Source organism: Microbacterium sp. NPDC056044, assembly GCF_042267145.1.
Taxonomy (GTDB): domain Bacteria; phylum Actinomycetota; class Actinomycetes; order Actinomycetales; family Microbacteriaceae; genus Microbacterium.
Genome location: NZ_JBHJWZ010000005.1, coordinates 99516 through 116809, shown reverse-complemented (window position 1 = coordinate 116809; position 17294 = coordinate 99516). Strand labels below are relative to the sequence as shown.

Genomic DNA, 17294 nt, shown 5'->3' with positions numbered 1-17294 from the left:
GAGGACACACAGGGGCGGCCCAGACGGGCCGGCCCCTGTGTGCTGCGGGCTACTGGCCGCCCTCCTGGAAGCGGTCGTATGCCTGCTGGTAGGTCGCGATCACGTCGTCCACGCCGAGGGTCTTCAGTTGGGCCGTGTACGCGTCCCATTCGGCGTCGAGGGTGCCGTTGACGATCCACGCCGCGAACTTCTCCTTGACGAGCGTGTTGATGTCGGTGTTTGCGAACGACACCTGGTCGAGCTCCTCGTTGGAGAGCATGACAGGCGGGTAGGCGTCGTTCGCCTGGAACGGCGCGTAGAACTCGGTGACGAGGTCCTGCCGCTCCTTGGCGCGCGGCTCAGGTGCGACGACCGTCACGAAGTCCTGGGCGGTGGTGATCTTCGGCCCTCCTGGCGCGACGCGCTGGCGGCGCTCGCCTTCGGACTCGCCTGCGGCGGCAGGGATCTGCACCAGGATGCCGTCGGCATTCTCCTCGAGCGTGACGCCGATCGGGCCCCAGTTGGACTGGGCCGACATCACCGGCTCGAACAGACGGTCCGCCCAGCGCATCGTCGCGGCCGGATACTCGTTGGCCCGCGTGATGGCCATCGCGCCACGGCCGATCTCCTGGTTGTTGGCGACGCTGGCGAGCCGGTCGCCGTCGGCGCCCTCGAGGATGCCGACGAGCGCGTAGTCGTCGACCCGATCGTCGCCCACCATCTCCTTCAGCTCCCACCAGAAGAACGAGCCGAGGATGGGAGTGGCCGACTTGCCCTTGGATAGATAGGCGACGTCATCCTGAGAGAACGACTCGGGGTCGATGAGCCCGTCGGCGTACCACTCGCTCAAGGCGGCGACGCCGGCCTTGTACTCGTCGGTGTTGGCTGTGAACTCCACTGTGCCGTCGCGCACGATTCGGTGGTCGTTGTTCTCCGGCTGTCCGCCGAGAGCTGCGATGAGATCGTGCGGGTTCGCGCAGAAGGAGTCGGTACGGAACGACAGCGGTATCTCGTCGGCGATGCCGTTCCGGTTCGGGTCGCCGGTCGCGAAGGCCTCGAGCGCCGCGTGGTACTCGTCGATGGTCGTCGGCATCGGGATGCCGAGCGCGTTCAGCCATGTGGTGTTGATGTAGAGGAAGTTCGGGTACTGCACGAGGCCCAGCTCTTCGACGGAGGGCAGCGTATAGATGTGCCCGTCCGACGCCGTGATCGCCGCGCGGATGTCCGGTCGGTCGGCCAGAATGGCCGTCAGTGTCGGCGCGTATTCCTCGATGAGCCCTTCGAGGGGAAGTAGCGTGCCATTGCTGCCGTTATCCACGATCTCGGCATCCGAAAGCCCCGTGTTGAAGAGGATGTCGGGGATGTCGCCGCTGGCGAGCATCAGATTCTTCTTCTCGGCGTACACCTGGTCGGGCAGGTTCTCCCAGTCGATGGCGATATTCGTGTCCGCCTCCCACTGCTGCACCAGCGCCATTTCGGAGAAGTCTGGCGCGAGCGGGGCCTTCGAGCCGCCGGCGGTCAGTGTGAGCGTCTCGTCCACGATCGGCAGACCGGTCTCGTTGAAGCCGAAGTCTGAGGACTTGTCGTCGACGTCGGTGGCTCCCCCTCCGGCGGTGCAGCCGGCCAGGAGGACGGCTCCGGTGATGGCGAGTGCTGATGCGCTCAGGAAACGGCGGTGTCTCATGGTGTTGTTCCTTGCTGTGAGGGTGGATGGATGCGAGGCAGGAGGCTGACCAGTCGCATGTTCAGCTCTTCACGGCGCCGAGCAGCGCGCCTTTGGTGAAGTGCTTCTGCATGAACGGCAGGACGATGAGGAGGGGGATCGTGGAGACGACGATCATTCCGTACTTGATGAGCTCCCCCAGCCGCTGCGCTGCAGCGTAGGAATCGAGCGCGCCGGTCCCCCCGGCGGAGGAGACCTCGGACTGGATGAGAACGTTGCGCAGCACCAGCTGGAGCGGATACATGCTCTCGTTGTTGAGATAGATGAGCGCGTCGAAGAAGGCGTTCCAATTGGCGACGAGGTGGATCATGACCATTAGGAAGATGAGGGGCTTCGAGAGAGGCAGCACAATCTGCAGGAAGAAGCGGAAGTCGTTCGCCCCGTCCAGCTGCGCGGCTTCCCGGAGCTCGGCGGGCACGTTGTTCTCGAAGAAGGCGCGCGCGATGATGAGGTTCCACACCCCGATCGCGCCGGGCAGCACGATCGCCCAGATGGTGTCGAGCATCCCGAGGTCGCGGACCACGAGGTAGCGGGCGATGAGGCCGCCGTCGATGAACATCGTGACGATGAACAGCAGCATGAAGAACGTGCGGCCGAAGAGGTCCTTCCGCGACAGCGCGTAGGCGGCGCACAGGATGGCCGCCACGCTGATGACCGTTCCGACCACGGTGTACAACACCGAGTTCCCGAAGGCTCGAACAATCGTCGCATCGGAAAAGATGCGGGCATACCCCTCGAGCGTGAAACCTCGAGGCCACAGCCAGACATTGCCGTTCAGGATCTCTGAGGGCTCGCTGACCGAGGCGATGATGATGAAGTACAGCGGGTAGAGGATGGCGATGATGGCCACCAGGAGCATCCCGATGGCGACGACATTGAACAGGGGGTCGGCTGCCCGCTCGCGCCACCGACCGCGCGATGCGCGGGGCTTTGCCGTCCGCGCCTCCACGGCCAGACTCGAGGTGGAGGTCGGCGTCTTGGTCGGTGTGGGAATCGTGTGAGTCATGGCGTCATCACCAAAGAGTCGACTGGCCGGCCCGCTTGGCGACCCAGTTGAAGGTCAAGAGCAGGACGAGGTTGATGAGGGAGTTGAACAGGCCGATGGCGGCGGAGTAGCTGAACTGCGCTTGTTGCAAGCCGATCTTGTAGACGTAGGTCTGGATGACCTCGGACGTCGGCAAGTTCAGATCCGTCTGCATCAGCAGGACCTTCTCGAAGCCGAGGTTGAAGAGATTCCCGATCGCCAGGATGAACAGGATCGTGATGACCGGCATGATGCCCGGGATGTCGATGTGCCGGATGCGCTGCCACTTGTTGGCACCGTCGACGCGAGCCGCTTCATGCAGGGCGGGGTCAATCGCAGTCAAAGCCGCGAGATAGACGATCATCGAGAATCCCGCCGTCTGCCAGATGTCGGACCCGATGTAGAGCGGCCGGAACCAGTCCGGTGATCCCATGAAGAAGACCGGGTCGCCGCCGAACGCGACGATCGCGTTGTTGACGATGCCGGACCGCGGCGAGAACAACAGGAAGATCATGCCGACCACGACGACCACCGAGATAAACGACGGCGAGTAGAGGACTGTCTGCGTGAACTTCTTGAACCGCTCGCTCTGGAGCTGATTGACCACCAGAGCCAGGATGATGGGCACCGGGAAGGCGATGAGCAGACCCAGCGAGTTGACCGTCAGCGTGTTCGCGATGAGTCGCTCGAACTGGAACGAGTTCACGAATCGGATGAAGTGCTCGAGACCCACCCACGGGCTGCCGGCGAACCCCAGCGCGGGGTTGTAGTCGCGGAATGCAATCTGCGCACCGTACATCGGCCAATACTTGAAGACGACGATGTAGATGACGGCGGGAGCTAGTAATACGTATAACTGCCATGAACGGATAGCTCGTCGAACCGCGGGCCGAAGGCGACCTCGCTGGGGGGCCCTCGTCGCACGGCGAGCCATTCGTGGTGATACTTGCGTTGTCATGCGCGCACCTTTGCACTGGCCACTGAACCGCGGAGGATCAGCGAGCATTCGACGGGGATCTGGTCGGGCGTCATCGAGGAGCCTGTCAGGAGAGAGCTCACGGCCTGGCGGGCCATCTGCTCGTACGGAAGTTCCATCGTGGTGAGGCCGGGGTCGAGGAACGGGGCGATCATGTCGTGGTTGTCGAATCCGACGATCGAGCAGTCCTCCCCCACCCGCAGCCCGACCGACTCCGCCGCGCGATATGCCCCCCACGCGGTGCGGTCATTCCCGCAGAAGATGGCTGTGGGACGGTTATCCAGAGCGAGGAGCTCGAGTGTCTGCGCCAGCCCGTCCTCCACGATCCCCATGCCGCTGCGGACAAGATACTCGTCCTGCGCAACGCCGGCATCATCCAGAGCACGGCGGTACCCCGCAAGACGGCCCACGCCTGCGGGCAGCGTGCTCTCCGGCGGCTGAATATTGATCATCGCGATGCGGGTATGCCCTGCCTCGATGAGGTGACGAGTGGCGACATAGCCGCCGCCTTCTTCGTCAGGAAAGACGCTCAGCCGCTGCCCGGCTCGGTCCTGCGCGTTGACCACGACGGTAGGGACCGACTCGAGCCCGGCGGGCACGTCTACGACCCGGTGATACATCGACGCGTAGACGACTCCACGCACGCGGTACGACAGCATCATGTCGATCGCCGCAGCCTCGAGGCTTGGATCGTTGAACGTGTCCACGTTGAGAATCACGTTGCCCGTCTCCCAGGCCAGCATCTGCGCCCCCTTGAGCAGGCGCCCGGCGAATGGCGAGCTCGCAACCTCATCCGAGATGAAGCCGATCATCCCCGACTCGCCGCTCCGCAGAGACTTCGCGATCGCATTCGTGCGATACCCGAGCGCACGAACGGAATCCATCACGCGCTCGCGCGTCGCGTCGGTGACCCGACTGCCGCCGACATTGTTCAACACCAACGACACCGTGGCTTGCGAGACACCCGCGTGCTCCGCAACCTGCCACATCGTCGGCGTCTTACGAGTCACTGCCCTCACTCCTTCGTGCAAGTTATTCGTATGACTGACCGTAGCTCACAGGCCATCGAGCGTCAAGCCTGCCGCGGGATGTCAACTCGCTCGCCGGAACAAGCGCGTCTACTTCCCCGGTGGGCGCAGGCGAAATACTCTGGCTAGCCACAGTCTGAATCGCGCTCGAGTTGAAAGCGGCGAGCGCGGCGCTCGATGCCGGTCGCTAGAGGGATAAGCGGCAGCCAGCCCCAGCGCTTCCCACAACCCGGTGGGGCGGCGTTCAGGATTCGACACTGAACCTCTTGTTCGTCGTCGGTAGGCTACGTGGCGCCTTTCAGACTACCCATTCCCCGCAGCCAAAGCGCGACCCAGGCCTGTTGGCCGACGCAGTCACACTCGGTCGCGCAAGCCGCCTATCGCGATTTGCTGTCGACATTCGCCTATGTCCGATATGTCGACGTGAGGCGGGGCACGCCGCGGTTCAGCATTCTCCTCGTTAGAAGATGGCGTGGCCGATGCTGTGACGGTTCGTGCGGATCAGTGCTTCGCGGCGCTCGGCTGCGACGACTTCGGACAGGGTGGGGAGGTCGGCACCCGACCGTTGCACCGTGATGGATGCCGCGGCAACGGCTCGCGTGAGCAGTCGGTGCAGCGTCGGCTCGTCGGTAATGCTGTCGCCCGGCCTGAGCGATGCGAGTCCTCGGACAAGCGCGGCCATGAAAGTGTCGCCGGCGCCGACGGTGTCTCTGACGGGCACTCGTGGCGCAGGGATCTCCAGCCGCGATTGCCCCGCGTACCCGATCGCACCGTCCGCTCCGAGGGTGAAGATTACTGCTTCCGCCCCGAGGCCTGTGAGTCGTTGTGCGATCGCGTCACTGTCGTGGCCGGGGTACAGCCACCGGGCGTCCTCGTCGCTGAGCTTCACGATGGCGGCGCGCGTAGCGATTTCTTCGAACGTGGTGAGGGCGTCTCGATGTTCGCCGATCAGTGCGGGGCGGATGTTCGGGTCCAGCGTCACTCGTGCCCGGGCGCCGTCGCTGGTGAGGAAGTGCGCGACTTGTCCGGCGCCGGGGTCGAGGAACACGGCGATCGATCCGACGTGGATGATCCGTTCCCCGCGCCACCGCGGCGGGGTGGGAAGCTCCCACCGCACGTCGAAGTCGTAGGCGGCGGCACCGTCGGGCGCGATGCGGGCGCGTGCGGTCGAGGTCTGTGGCAAATTCCACGATGCGTCATCGATGTTCACACCAGAGGCGGCGAGGTGTCGTCGAATCATCTCGCCATGCGCATCGCGCGCAAGCGCGGTGTGAAGCCGAACCGGCACGCCCAACCGGCCAAGACCGAGCGCAACGTTCGCGGGAGAGCCTCCGACATGCTCACGTGGAGGCTCCCCCTCCGCCTCGACAATCTCGACGAGCGACTCGCCGACGACAAGGACGGCGCATGCGGGCGCGCGAGTGTCAGCCGAGCGGGTAGACATACGTCGATCCCGCTGCGGCTATCGAAAGGCGCTCACCAGCCGGTTGCACCCGTGCGCCGAAAATGCCGGCGTCGCTGGAGATCTCCAGAGTCGGACCGTCCACGAGGATGCGCAGGCCCCCGGACACCGGAATCGTCGTCGACGTGTCGCCTACGAAGACGGTGACCTCACCGTCGCCTCGGCGCAGTGCCACCACCTCGGCGTCGCCGCTGCGGACGGTCAGCTCGCCCGTCTCGGCAGTCCACACGACGTCGGCGGCCAGCCCGGTCACAGCTGCGTTGGGTGAAGGTGCGCCGCGGTGCGCCGTGACATCGGGGTGTGGGGTCGCCACCAGACGGTCGTCGCGGATGGACAGACGGTGGGCAACGCTGTGCGCGCTGGCCCACTCCTCGCCCGCTCCCCCGATGCCGCGCATCCAGAACAGCAGACAGGGATGGCCGTCGGCGTCGGTGAACAGCGAGGGAGCGTAGTAGCTGTCGCCGTAGGTGAGCCGTCCCCACCTGTCGGCGTGGAAGACACCGTTCCGGTAGCTGCCGATCGCGTACCCGGCGTAGTGCAGCACGTCGTCGTCCCAAACCGACGAGACCATGACGGCCTTGCCGTCGAGCTCGAAGATCTGAGGGCACTCCCACAGAGCGCCCATCCACACGTCGCGGGTCTCGGTCGTCGACCGCTGCAGGGCGACCCCGTCGTACGTCCACTCATCGAGGTCGGGAGACGTGTATGACAAGGCCATCGCCGTTCCGTCGCGCAGGGCGGCGCCGACAAACATGCGCCAGACGTCGTCCTCCCGGCGGACGAACGGGTCGCGGTAGGCAATGATGTCCAGCCCTTCGGGCGCGTCCGCGACGAATGGTCCCTTGTCCCACCCGATCCATCCCGCGTCCTTGGGCGTTGCCTGCCGGATTCGGCCGATCCCGAGGTCGGGGGTGGTGGTGCTGGTGTAGAACACGACGGTGCGCCCGTCGTCGCCGTCGGTGACGAGCGAACCGGTCCAGATGCCGTCGTCACCGTCACCCGGGGCGATCGCGATCGGCAGTTCGGTGAGGCTGAGCAGGTCCGGGCCGGAGGCGTGGCCCCAGTGGCAGTTGGGCCCCCACACGGTCTGGTCCGGCACGTACTGGTAGAAGACGTGGTACTCGCCGTCCCGGTAGGTGATGCCGTGCGGGTCGTTGATCCATCCGCTTCGCGACGTGAAATGCAGCTGGGGACGCACCATCACGCTTCCTTTGCGTCGAAGCGGCGGCGGACGTCGCGGGCGATCTCGACGTTGCCGCGCTCCCACTCGTCGATCTGAGCCCGACGTTCCGCGCGCATCTGGTCCCGCTTGGCGACGAAGTCCCGCATGCGTTCGGCGGCCGCTTCCCGCGCCACCTTCTGCTCATCCGTTAGCTCGGGCAGCGGCGCCTCGATCACCCGGTCGACGGGACGCAACGGGAGTCGCTGCGCGACATCCGGAATCGTCAGTTCGGGAGACGGGAGAGTCTGGTACCAGTACGCGGTCGAGGACCACTCATCGGAGAGGTGATTGCCGTGCCCGTGCTCGAATGTCACCCTGATGCGCTTGTCGAACCGGATCGGGTCGGCGATGTGAAAGCGGTACGAGTGGTGGAAGCCGGGCACGTCTTCTTCGTGAACGATCGTGCCGTTGAAGAGGTAGGCGTTGTGCTGCATGCCCCACGCGTGGCCGAAGTAGTCCTCCATGCCGGTGCCGTGGAGGCTGGGCGGCCAGGTGTCGTCGTCGATGAAGATCATGTCGTCGCCCTCGCCCCACCAGGAACCCTGGAAGTGGCGCACCGCGAGCGTGCAACCGACGTAGTGCCCGCGCCCCTCGGTCTCGAGGGCGACGTAGTTATCCTTGCCGTCGAGGTTGGCCACGGTGGTCTCGATGCTGTTGGACTGCAGGTCGGGGCCCCAGCCGGAAGGCAGTTCGCGGCGCCAGTGCGCGTGGAAGTAGACGGTGTCCTCCGGCAGCGGCTCCTTCACGAGTTCGTAGTCAATGTAGAAGTATTGGAGGTAGGGGATGTCGTTCTGGTTCTCGACGACGATGCGCGCCCGCCGGTTGAACGGCATGCGGAAGTAGCTGTTGAAGGCGGCGCTGCCACCGAACGTGTGCAGTTCCGGCTCTTTCGCGGAAACCGACAGCGGCAGCGACTCGTAGGAGCCCGAAAGGGAGTTCATCAGGCCGAAGAAGTCGCCGAGGGGCGCCACGACGCTGGGGGTCTCCTGGTCATCCCAGTACATCTTCAGCACGACCTTGCGGTAGTAGTCCGGGTCGACGACTTCCCAGCTGACCCCGAGTGCATTGTGGATCTCGAGCATCGGGACGCCGACGACGTTCGGATCGATCTGCCCGGGGCCCGGTTGGATGCGACAGGACTGGGTCATCCAGATGTGCGTGATGAACCCAGGTCCCTCGATGTCGGCGAGCACGCGCTCCTCGCCCGGCATGACGATCCAGTTGTCGCGATTGCGGCCTGTCTGGTCGAAGCTCGACGCGCGAGCCGTGCGGGCACTGCGCGCCTGCGTGAGGTCTCCAAGCATGCCTGCGGGCGGTGTCGTTGCGGTCACCGTCGCCCCTTTCCTGCTCGTTGAAGAGCGATCTCAGATGGCTTCACCGCCATCGAAACGTTTGTATCCCGTCACGGTAGTTGGCCGGGTCGAGCTTCGCAACATCTGCGGGCGAATCTTCCCGTTTCTGCGGATGAGCCGCTGCGGCCGCGCGACGTGGGGTATGTTTGCGCAACAACGCATTCTCGACGACGAGCGGAGAATCTCATGGCCACGATGGTGGATGTGGCACGGCTGGCGGGGGTTTCGATCTCGACCGTCTCGCACGTGCTCAACGGGACACGCAACGTCGAGAAGAACACGCGCCGGCGGGTTCTATCCGCGATCGAGCAGACCGGCTATCGGCAAGACACCCTCGCGCGCGCCCTCCGGCGCTCCAAGACCGACAGCATCGGTCTCATCGTGTCGGCGGCCGGGGAGCCGGCGTTCGCGGAGATGGTGCATGGGGTCGAGCAGGCCGCGGCCGACCGCGGATTGACACTGCTCCTCGCCAATTCGGCCGAGGACGCCGACCGCGAGCAGCGAGCGATCACCACCCTCCTGGAACGGCGGATCGACGGGCTGATCCTGGCACGCGCCGCCAACTCGACTCCGGGGCTGATGGCAGACTTGCAGCAGGAGAAGACACCCGTCGTCCTCCTGGACCGCTTGTTTCCGGACGCTTCTTTCGACCAGGTAGGTGCCGATAACCGGGATTCCATGCGCCGCCTGGTCCGCCATCTCACGGCGCAGGGGCACACCCGCGCGGCGATCATCGCGGGAGATATCCGCGTCCCGGCCCTCAGTGAACGCCTCGACGGATTCCGCGATGGAGTGCGTGACGCTCGGCTGTCCGATGCGGATCAACTTGTGCTCGTGGGCCGTGACGACTCGGAACTGCAGGAACGGCTGACCGACGCCCTCCGGACTTCGGCGTACACCGCGGTGGTGGCCTGCAGCACGCCGCTCGCCGTCGCCGGACTGCGCGCGATCGTCGCCGCCGGGCGTCGGACCCCCGACAACGTGTCCTTCGCGACCTTCGACGGATTCAGCAACTCCGACCTCTTCCGCCCAGGCATCACCACGGTGCGCCAACCCGCCTTCGACATGGGGATCGCCGCTGTCGGCCTGCTCGCGGATCGGTTGTCGGCACCGCACGCAAACCCGCGCACGCTTCGGCTGCATCAGGCGCTCGAACTCCGCGAGTCGACCGAGGACTACTCGCGCTGAGCTCCGTGTTGACACGAACTTTCCGCAGCCTTATGGTGTGACAAACGTTTCCCGCAAACGTTTCGCTAATTCGACGGATCTGTTGTGTACAGACCTTCCATCAAAGGAGATGAACGTGCGTTCCACAGCACCCCGCGTTCTCGGACGCGTCCTCATCGCAGCGGCCGGCGTCGCCGCGTCAGCGCTCATCCTCGCCGGCTGCGGCTCTGCAGGTTCGGGCAGCAGCGACGGCAAGACAGAGATCACGCTGTCGATGCAGAACCCCGATGTGAAATCGGCCGACCCCGCCACCTGGGCCATCGTCGAAGCATTCGAGAAGGCCAACCCCGACATCGACGTGACCGTGTCGGGTGAAGCGGTGGCCGAGCACCTGCAGAAGCTGTCGGTGGCCGCGCAGAGCGACACCCTGCCCGACGTGTTCTGGGTCTACAAGTCGACGGCCGAGGAGATGCAGAAGGCCGGCAAGCTGCTGGACCTCGCGCCTGTCCTGAAGGATCTCGACCTCACCGACAAGTTCCCCGCGAGCACCATCCGGAACTTCTCGGAGGGCGACGTGATCTACGGCGTGCCCTACCAAGGCTTGCTCACCGGGCTCTGGGTCAACAAGAAGATCCTCAGCGACAACGGCGTCGACATGCCCACGACCTTCGATGACCTCGTGGAGGCCGCGAAGACCCTGCACGCCAAGGGGATCACCACCATCTCGGACGGCGCGAACCAGTCGGCGTTCAGCGTGTGGAGCTTCCTGACGATGCTCGACCGGTTCGGGTACGGCGACGTCGTCGACGGGCTGCTCGACGGTTCCGAGCAGTACACGAACGACGACTTCCTGCGCCTGTACCAGCACATCGATGAGCTCCGTAAGGCCGGCGCGTTCGCGTCGAACGTCTCGACGCAGACGTACCAGCAGGCCGTCGACCAGTTCACCAGCGGCAACGCGGCGATGCTCGACGCCGGCGTGTGGGCATCGAGCGCCATCCAGGAATCCGACATCGTGTCGGACATCGCCTTCTGGCAGGGCCCGCAGTTCGCCGACGGCGTGGGCGAGCAGAACATCATCATGAACGTCGCCTCCGCACCGTTCGCCGTGAGCAACAAGGTGGGCGACGACAAGAAGAAGCTCGCCGCGGTCACGAAGTTCCTCGACTTCTACTACAGCGACGACGCCCAGCAGATCCTCGTCGACAACGGGCAGCCGCCTGTAACCACATACCAGGCTCACGTCGACCCGACCAAGCAGAGCGCACTGAAGGCAGCGCTCGATGCCGCCACCGCGAACGGAGTGACCAGCCCCGAATCGCAGCCCGACCTCCTCGTGCCCACACCGGTCGCCAACGCAATGTACGACAGCATCTACGGCGTGATCCAGGGGCAGCTCACCCCAGAGGCCGCACTGGAGCTCGTGCAGAAGGCACTCGACGCCAACCGCCAGTGATCGACCGCGGGTGGGGCCGCCACGGCGGTCCCACCCGCACCAACGAGGAGTCCAACCGATGAACTGGGTCAGCAACCGCTGGAAGATCCTGCTCATGCTCGCGCCGACGCTCATCGTCTTCTCGATGTTCGTCGTCTACCCCGTGATCTACTCCGGGATCTACAGCTTCTCCCGCTTCCAGGGATTTGGAGACCCGACCTGGATCGGGTTCGACAACTACACCGCGCTGTTCCAGGACCCGTTCTTCTGGCAAGCCCTTCAGAACACGATCGTCATCCTGGTGGTCGCACTGGCGATCCTGATTCCCGCGTCCTTCGCGCTGGCGCTGCTGCTTCAGCGTGCCATCCCCGGACGAGGCACGCTCCGCGCTCTCGTGTTCGGCCCCGCCATCATCGCCCCGATCCTCGTCGGCCTGATCTGGGTCTTCATCCTCGATCCGAAGATCGGCCTTCTCAACCGCGTCCTCGAACCGCTGGGCGTACCCCCCATCCAGTGGATCGGGGGTGACTACCTCACGCCGATCTCCGTCGCCATCGTTTTCATCTGGAGCAGCGTCGGCTTCGCGATGACGATCTTCTACGCCGGGCTGCAGATGCTCCCCGCCGACGTCATGGAGGCAAGCTCACTGGACGGCGCCACCGGCTGGCAGCAGATCCGCTTCATCACCATCCCGATGATGCGCGAGACGTTCGCCATCGTGACCATCCTCATGATCACCAACATTTTCAAGATCTTCGAGCTCGTGTACATGCTCACTGGTGGAGGTCCCGTGCACAGGTCCGAGACCCTCGTCAGTTACATGTACTTCGTCACCTTTACCAATCAGCAGTACGGCTATGGCATGGCCCTTGCCGTCATCATCACCATCCTGGGTGCGCTGGTGTCCATCGGATACCTCGTCGCCATGCGCCGGAAGGAGGCAGTGGCGTGACCACTACAGACCTCGACACCGCATCTCGGGTCGCCCTGAAAGAACCCGGGTCGACCCCGCCTGTCCGACGCCGCAAGAGCCGCCGGACGGCGATCATCATCGGCATCGTCGCCTACCTGGTGACGTTCCTCATCATCCTGCCTCTGCTGTGGATCGTTCTGCTGTCGCTGCAGCCGAGCGAGAACATCCTCTCCAACCCGTTCTCTTTCGAGAACCTCACCTTCGACAACTACCTGAACGCCGCCACCGCCCTTCCGCTGCTGCGGATGTACGGCAACACGATCCTCATCGCCGTGGTCTCGGTCACCGTAGGAACCGCGATCTCCTTCATGTCGGCGTTCGCGCTCACGCGCATGGTCTTCCGGCGCCGCAAAGTGCAGTCCTCCGTCAGGTTCTACCTGTTGGCCGGTCTCGCAGTCCCGGTCTACATTTTGCTGTTCCCCGTGTACCGGATCGATCTCGCCCTCGGGATCTTCGGCACCTACGCGGCACTGATCCTCCCCTACGTCGCCGTCTCCATCCCTTTCAACACTCTCCTGATGACCGGGTTCCTCCGTGAGTTCCCCACCGAGATCGAGGAGGCAGCAATTATCGACGGCGTCGGTCTGTGGCGGCTGTGCTGGTCGGTCGTGCTTCCGCTCATGAGGCCGGTGATCGCGACGATCCTCATCTTCAACGTGGTCTACGTGTTCAACGAGTTCCCGTTCGCATCCATCCTCATCAACAACCCCGACATGGTCACCGTGTCGCTCGCCGTCTCCCGCTTCCAGGGGCAGTACACCGTCGACTACGGCGGCATGATGGCCGCCGCCACGCTCGTGCTCCTGCCACAACTGATCATCTACGCGATCTTCCAGCGCCACGTCATCGCCGGCATGACCGTAGGGGCAGTCAAGGGCTGAGGCCATCAATCGAAGAAAGGCACGCTTCGATACCCCGAAGAAGAGTCCCTACACGACGCTGTCTGCCTTGAAGTCGCAGAGCACACCCAACCCAAGCCCGACGTCCATTGCATCATCTACCCGAGACGAGGTCCACATCGATTCAGGATGCCGATGCCGATCTCGTCGTGGGAGCCGTGCTCGTGACCGGGTCAGCCGCACCCAAGCTGGTCACCGGTGAGATCGTCGCCTCGCTGCGACCAGGAGCGGCACTGGCGGACATCGCGATCGACTAGGGCCGCTGCTTCGGAGGTTCCCGGCCCACGCGCGATGCGATGATCAGACCTTCCTCCTGCATGACGCGCTGTTCAGCTGTATGGCGAACATGCGCGGCACGTTCCTGAGACTGACACGCGTGCGCCTGACCAACGCCACGCTGCCATACGTCCGCCGTGTCGCAGGAACGAATGCCAGTTCGCTTGCGCCGATTGCGGACTTCCCACGGAATCCAGCGGCATCATGCGGCTCATCACCGACCACGAGGTTAGGCCCGGCCTGGCGTTCGACATCGGTCGGTTCGGCGATTGGGGCGGGAGATAGTCGGCAATCGTGCAGCATTGGGAGGACACGTGGACCGAGTTCGCGCCGCTCCTGAGCACGACGTCGATGTCGCGGGACTGATCTGCACGACCACCACTATCCGGGTCAGGGAAGTTGGTGGCACGTCCCACCGTCGGGCACAACACTTCGCAGGCTGTCGTCAGCAGAAGCTGACCGCTATTGCGCTGTCGCCTCCTGAAGCGCGGGAGACAGAACTGTGAGCCACTCCCGGTAGCCGGCTCCATTGAGATGGACTCGATCTTTTGTGAATTCCCCGCGCAACTCGTACCGCGAGCCGTGCATGCGCGACCACGCATCGACATAAATCGCTTCGTAAGGTCGGCACAGTCGGATTAGGCAGTCATTTAGTTCTCGTACCCTGCTCGCCTGCCCCACTTCACGCGGGAGAACGCTGGTGATGATGAGTGGCGCCGCGGGGTTCGCCTGCCGCAGTCGGGTGAGAAGGTGTTCGTATTGCACCGCGATACCGGCCACCCGTCTAGTTGCACCCAGCCCGCCAAGGTCGTTGGTCCCGACCATGAGTGAGACTGCACGCGCCCCTCTCACGACCTCAACTCGCGAGATGACATCCCCGATTGTCTCTCCCGCAACCCCCCTATTAAGCACGGAGAACTGCGGGAGCCATTCGTGCCAGATTCCCTGCTCGGTAATGCTGTCACCGAGCAACACGACGGATCCCGGTGTGGCATCGACGACGTCAAAGCGCGACCTCCTCATCATCTGGGTCGGAAGCATGAGCCTGCTCAACAACCGCCTTGGCAACTTCACTGTGGAACTCCCTCTGTGGTCTCACTCTTGTTCGTCAGAGTCTCAGTCCGACTTCGCCGACCTTGTCGGGCGCCCTTCGCCCGTGCGGTCGGGCTGCTCTCGATTGGCGTCAGTGTCATCGATGCCAGGCGGAACGCAGACTGCTGATGCCTCGCAAACGTGCTGTACGCGTGTATCTCGTTCAATTGACAGAAGGGGGCCACCGAGTCACTGGCAGATGCAGCGTAGCTCCGCGCCAATTCCCGCGTGAAGGCCGGCCGCAACGCGGCACTCGACTCCTGCGGGCACCCCCGCCGAGCCCACTACGCGGCGGCTCCGACGGCGCCGCGCTTGGCGAGCCTGAGCCAGGTGTCGACGACGGTGTCCGGGTTCAGAGACATGGATCCGATGCCCTGCTCGACGAGCCATTCGGCGAGTTCGGGGTGGTCGCTGGGTCCCTGGCCGCAGATGCCGACGTACTTGCCGGCGCGGCGGCACGCGTCGATGGCCATGGACAGCATTTTCAGCACGGCAGGATCACGCTCGTCGAAGGTGGCGGCCACCAGGCCGGAGTCGCGGTCGAGGCCGAGGGTGAGCTGCGTCATGTCGTTGGAGCCGATCGAGAATCCGTCGAAGTATGCGAGGAACTCGTCGGCGAGCAGAGCGTTGGAGGGCAATTCGCACATCATGATGACCTTGAGGTCGTTCTCGCCGCGGCGCAGCCCGTTCTCGGCGAGCAGTTCGCTGACCGCGTGCGCCTCCCCCACGGTGCGCACGAACGGCACCATGATCTGCACGTTCGTGAGCCCCATCTCATCGCGCACGAGCCGGAGGGCTTCGCATTCCATGTCGAAGCAGGCGCGGAAGTCCTCCGAGATGTACCGTGAGGCACCCCGGTAGCCGAGCATCGGGTTCTCCTCGCGCGGTTCGTACACGTCGCCGCCGATGAGATTCGCGTACTCGTTGGATTTGAAGTCCGACAGCCGCACGATCACCGGCTCCGGCGCGAACGCCGCGGCGATCATGGAGACGCCCTCGGCCACCCGCTGCACGAAGTAGTCCCGTGGTGACGGGTACGGGGCGATGCGCTCGCTGATCTGGTCGTGCAAGGGGTCGGGCAGGGTGTCGAAATCCAGGAGGGCGCGGGGGTGGATGCCGATCTGTCGGTTGATGACGAACTCCAGCCGTGCCAGGCCCACGCCCTTGTTCGGCAGCTTGGAGAACGCGAAGGCCTGGTCGGGGGTGCCGACGTTGAGCATGATCTTCGTGGGGCTCTCCGGCATTCGGTCCAGGTGGGTCACGATCTCGTCGAACGCGAGGATGCCCGCGTACACGAAGCCGTTGTCGCCCTCTGCGCAGGAGACCGTGACCTCCTGCCCGTCCTGCAGGATGGTGGTCGCGTCTCCGGTGCCGACGACGGCGGGGATGCCGAGTTCCCTGGCGATGATCGCCGCGTGACAGGTGCGGCCGCCGCGGTTGGTGACGATCGCGGATGCGAGCTTCATGATCGGTTCCCAGTCCGGGTCGGTCATGTCGGCGACCAGCACGTCTCCGGGCTGGAAGAGGCCCATCTGTGCGTGAGAGGTCATCACACGCACGGGCCCGGCACCGATCTTCTGACCGATGGCCCGCCCGATGGTGATCGCCGTTCCGTTCTCCGCGAGGACGAACCGGCGTGTCACGTTGCCGTCGGTGCGTGAGACGACGGTCTCGGGTCGGGCCTGCAGGATGTACAGATTTCCGTCGACGCCGTCCTTGCCCCACTCGATGTCCATGGGCCGCCGATAGTGCTCCTCGATGATCAGCGCCTGCCGGGCCAGGTCCTCCACCTCGGCGTCGGTGATGCTGAACCGTGCGCGCTCAGCGACCGGCACATCGGTGAACACCGTACTTCCGCCCGCGTGGGTGCTGTCGGCGTACACCATCTTCACCGCCTTCTCCCCCACAGAGCGCTTCAGGATCGCCGGCCGGTCCTCGCGCAGCGCCGGCTTGTACACGTAGAACTCATCGGGGTTCACCGCGCCCTGCACGACCGCCTCGCCCAGCCCATAGGAGCTCGTGACGAACACTGCGCGGTCGAAGCCGGACTCGGTGTCGACGGTGAAGAGGACCCCCGAGGACCCGACGTCCGAACGCACCATCCGCTGGATGCCCGCCGACAGCGCGACGTCGTGGTGCTCGAAGCCGTGGTGGACCCGGTACGCGATCGCCCGGTCGTTGTACAGCGACGCGAACACGCTGCGGATCGCGGTCAGGATGTTGTCGATCCCGCTGATGTTGAGGAATGTCTCCTGCTGCCCGGCGAACGACGCGTCCGGAAGATCCTCGGCGGTGGCGCTGGAGCGGACCGCCCATGACACCGACTCGGGCTGCGGGTCGACCTCGACGAGGGTGGCGTACGCCGACCGGATCTCGGATTCCAGCTGGGCGGGGAACGGCTGTTCTTCGATCCACTCCCGCACACAGGCCCCCACACGCGCGAGCTCCGCCACATCAGTCACGTCCAGCGCCTCGACCGTCTCGCGGATGCGGTCGTAGAGTCCGTCCGCCGCGAGGAAGTCGCGGTAGGCATCAGCGGTCGTCGCGAAGCCGCCCGGCACGCGGACACCAGCATGGGAGAGATTCGAGACCATCTCGCCCAGCGAGGCGTTCTTGCCGCCGACCTTTGCGACGTCGGCGATACCGACTTCGTGGAACCACAGGATGTTCGTCGTCATGATGAGGT

The 17294-nt window shown here is 64.7% G+C and carries 14 protein-coding genes; 5 read left to right on the top strand and 9 right to left on the bottom strand.

What is annotated here, in order from left to right; translation table 11 throughout:
* Nucleotides 1–49: 49 nt before the first annotated feature.
* From ACFC1I_RS15425 to ACFC1I_RS15395, 7 genes are all read right to left on the bottom strand, one after another.
* The gene (locus tag ACFC1I_RS15425; protein ID WP_376011160.1) at nucleotides 50–1663 is read right to left on the bottom strand and encodes an ABC transporter substrate-binding protein; all 1614 of its coding nucleotides are present in this window, start codon (nucleotides 1661–1663) and stop codon (nucleotides 50–52) included.
* A 61-nt stretch (nucleotides 1664–1724) separates the two neighbouring features.
* The gene (locus tag ACFC1I_RS15420) at nucleotides 1725–2708 is read right to left on the bottom strand and encodes a carbohydrate ABC transporter permease (protein WP_376011157.1); all 984 of its coding nucleotides are present in this window, start codon (nucleotides 2706–2708) and stop codon (nucleotides 1725–1727) included.
* 7 nt (nucleotides 2709–2715) lie between these two features.
* The gene (locus ACFC1I_RS15415) at nucleotides 2716–3525 is read right to left on the bottom strand and encodes an ABC transporter permease (protein WP_376011154.1); all 810 of its coding nucleotides are present in this window, start codon (nucleotides 3523–3525) and stop codon (nucleotides 2716–2718) included.
* Nucleotides 3526–3680: 155 nt separating this feature from the next.
* Nucleotides 3681–4712 (bottom strand): LacI family DNA-binding transcriptional regulator, encoded by a 1032-nt coding sequence (locus ACFC1I_RS15410; protein WP_376011151.1) that lies wholly within the window; start codon nucleotides 4710–4712, stop codon nucleotides 3681–3683.
* A gap of 478 nt (nucleotides 4713–5190) precedes the next feature.
* Entirely contained in the window at nucleotides 5191–6174 is a 984-nt protein-coding gene (locus ACFC1I_RS15405) for a carbohydrate kinase (RefSeq protein WP_376011148.1), read from the bottom strand.
* Entirely contained in the window at nucleotides 6155–7393 is a 1239-nt protein-coding gene (locus tag ACFC1I_RS15400) for a glycoside hydrolase family 32 protein (RefSeq protein ID WP_376011145.1), read from the bottom strand. Before ACFC1I_RS15400 ends, ACFC1I_RS15405 begins: the two co-directional genes overlap by 20 nt.
* The gene (locus ACFC1I_RS15395) at nucleotides 7393–8745 is read right to left on the bottom strand and encodes a glycoside hydrolase family 172 protein (RefSeq protein ID WP_376011143.1); all 1353 of its coding nucleotides are present in this window, start codon (nucleotides 8743–8745) and stop codon (nucleotides 7393–7395) included. The genes ACFC1I_RS15400 and ACFC1I_RS15395 overlap by 1 nt, the downstream gene beginning before the upstream one ends.
* Nucleotides 8746–8952: 207 nt before the next feature.
* Here ACFC1I_RS15395 and ACFC1I_RS15390 point away from each other — a divergent pair, with 207 nt between their 5' ends.
* The 5 genes from ACFC1I_RS15390 (at nucleotide 8953) to ACFC1I_RS15370 (ending at nucleotide 13497) form a co-directional block, all read left to right on the top strand.
* Entirely contained in the window at nucleotides 8953–9954 is a 1002-nt protein-coding gene (locus tag ACFC1I_RS15390) for a LacI family DNA-binding transcriptional regulator (protein ID WP_376011140.1), read from the top strand.
* 115 nt (nucleotides 9955–10069) lie between these two features.
* Entirely contained in the window at nucleotides 10070–11389 is a 1320-nt protein-coding gene (locus ACFC1I_RS15385) for an ABC transporter substrate-binding protein (protein ID WP_376011137.1), read from the top strand.
* A 58-nt stretch (nucleotides 11390–11447) separates the two neighbouring features.
* Nucleotides 11448–12320 (top strand): carbohydrate ABC transporter permease, encoded by an 873-nt coding sequence (locus tag ACFC1I_RS15380; RefSeq protein WP_376011135.1) that lies wholly within the window; start codon nucleotides 11448–11450, stop codon nucleotides 12318–12320.
* Nucleotides 12317–13222, top strand: coding sequence for a carbohydrate ABC transporter permease (locus tag ACFC1I_RS15375; protein WP_376011132.1), 906 nt, complete (start codon nucleotides 12317–12319; stop codon nucleotides 13220–13222). Before ACFC1I_RS15380 ends, ACFC1I_RS15375 begins: the two co-directional genes overlap by 4 nt.
* A gap of 107 nt (nucleotides 13223–13329) precedes the next feature.
* On the top strand, nucleotides 13330–13497 hold the full coding sequence (locus ACFC1I_RS15370; protein ID WP_376011129.1) for a hypothetical protein: 168 nt from the start codon (nucleotides 13330–13332) through the stop codon (nucleotides 13495–13497).
* A 481-nt stretch (nucleotides 13498–13978) separates the two neighbouring features.
* Here the strand turns inward: ACFC1I_RS15370 and ACFC1I_RS15365 are convergent, their stop codons facing one another.
* Nucleotides 13979–14539, bottom strand: a complete 561-nt coding sequence (locus ACFC1I_RS15365; RefSeq protein ID WP_376012080.1) for a GDSL-type esterase/lipase family protein — start codon at nucleotides 14537–14539, stop codon at nucleotides 13979–13981.
* Nucleotides 14540–14892: 353 nt separating this feature from the next.
* Nucleotides 14893–17286, bottom strand: coding sequence for a phosphoenolpyruvate synthase (ppsA, locus tag ACFC1I_RS15360; protein ID WP_376011126.1), 2394 nt, complete (start codon nucleotides 17284–17286; stop codon nucleotides 14893–14895).
* Between the last annotated feature and the right edge of the window lie 8 nt (nucleotides 17287–17294).

What these genes read in the sequence shown, in the direction of transcription:
- ppsA (WP_376011126.1), bottom strand. Translation starts at nt 17,286, where the DNA reads ATGACGACGAACATCCTGTGGTTCCACGAAGTCGGTATCGCCGACGTC.
- ACFC1I_RS15415 (WP_376011154.1), bottom strand. Translation starts at nt 3,525, where the DNA reads ATGTACGGTGCGCAGATTGCATTCCGCGACTACAACCCCGCGCTGGGG.
- ACFC1I_RS15390 (WP_376011140.1), top strand. Translation starts at nt 8,953, where the DNA reads ATGGCCACGATGGTGGATGTGGCACGGCTGGCGGGGGTTTCGATCTCG.
- ACFC1I_RS15365 (WP_376012080.1), bottom strand. Translation starts at nt 14,539, where the DNA reads ATGAGGAGGTCGCGCTTTGACGTCGTCGATGCCACACCGGGATCCGTC.
- ACFC1I_RS15380 (WP_376011135.1), top strand. Translation starts at nt 11,448, where the DNA reads ATGAACTGGGTCAGCAACCGCTGGAAGATCCTGCTCATGCTCGCGCCG.
- ACFC1I_RS15400 (WP_376011145.1), bottom strand. Translation starts at nt 7,393, where the DNA reads ATGGTGCGTCCCCAGCTGCATTTCACGTCGCGAAGCGGATGGATCAAC.
- ACFC1I_RS15405 (WP_376011148.1), bottom strand. Translation starts at nt 6,174, where the DNA reads ATGTCTACCCGCTCGGCTGACACTCGCGCGCCCGCATGCGCCGTCCTT.
- ACFC1I_RS15420 (WP_376011157.1), bottom strand. Translation starts at nt 2,708, where the DNA reads ATGACTCACACGATTCCCACACCGACCAAGACGCCGACCTCCACCTCG.
- ACFC1I_RS15425 (WP_376011160.1), bottom strand. Translation starts at nt 1,663, where the DNA reads ATGAGACACCGCCGTTTCCTGAGCGCATCAGCACTCGCCATCACCGGA.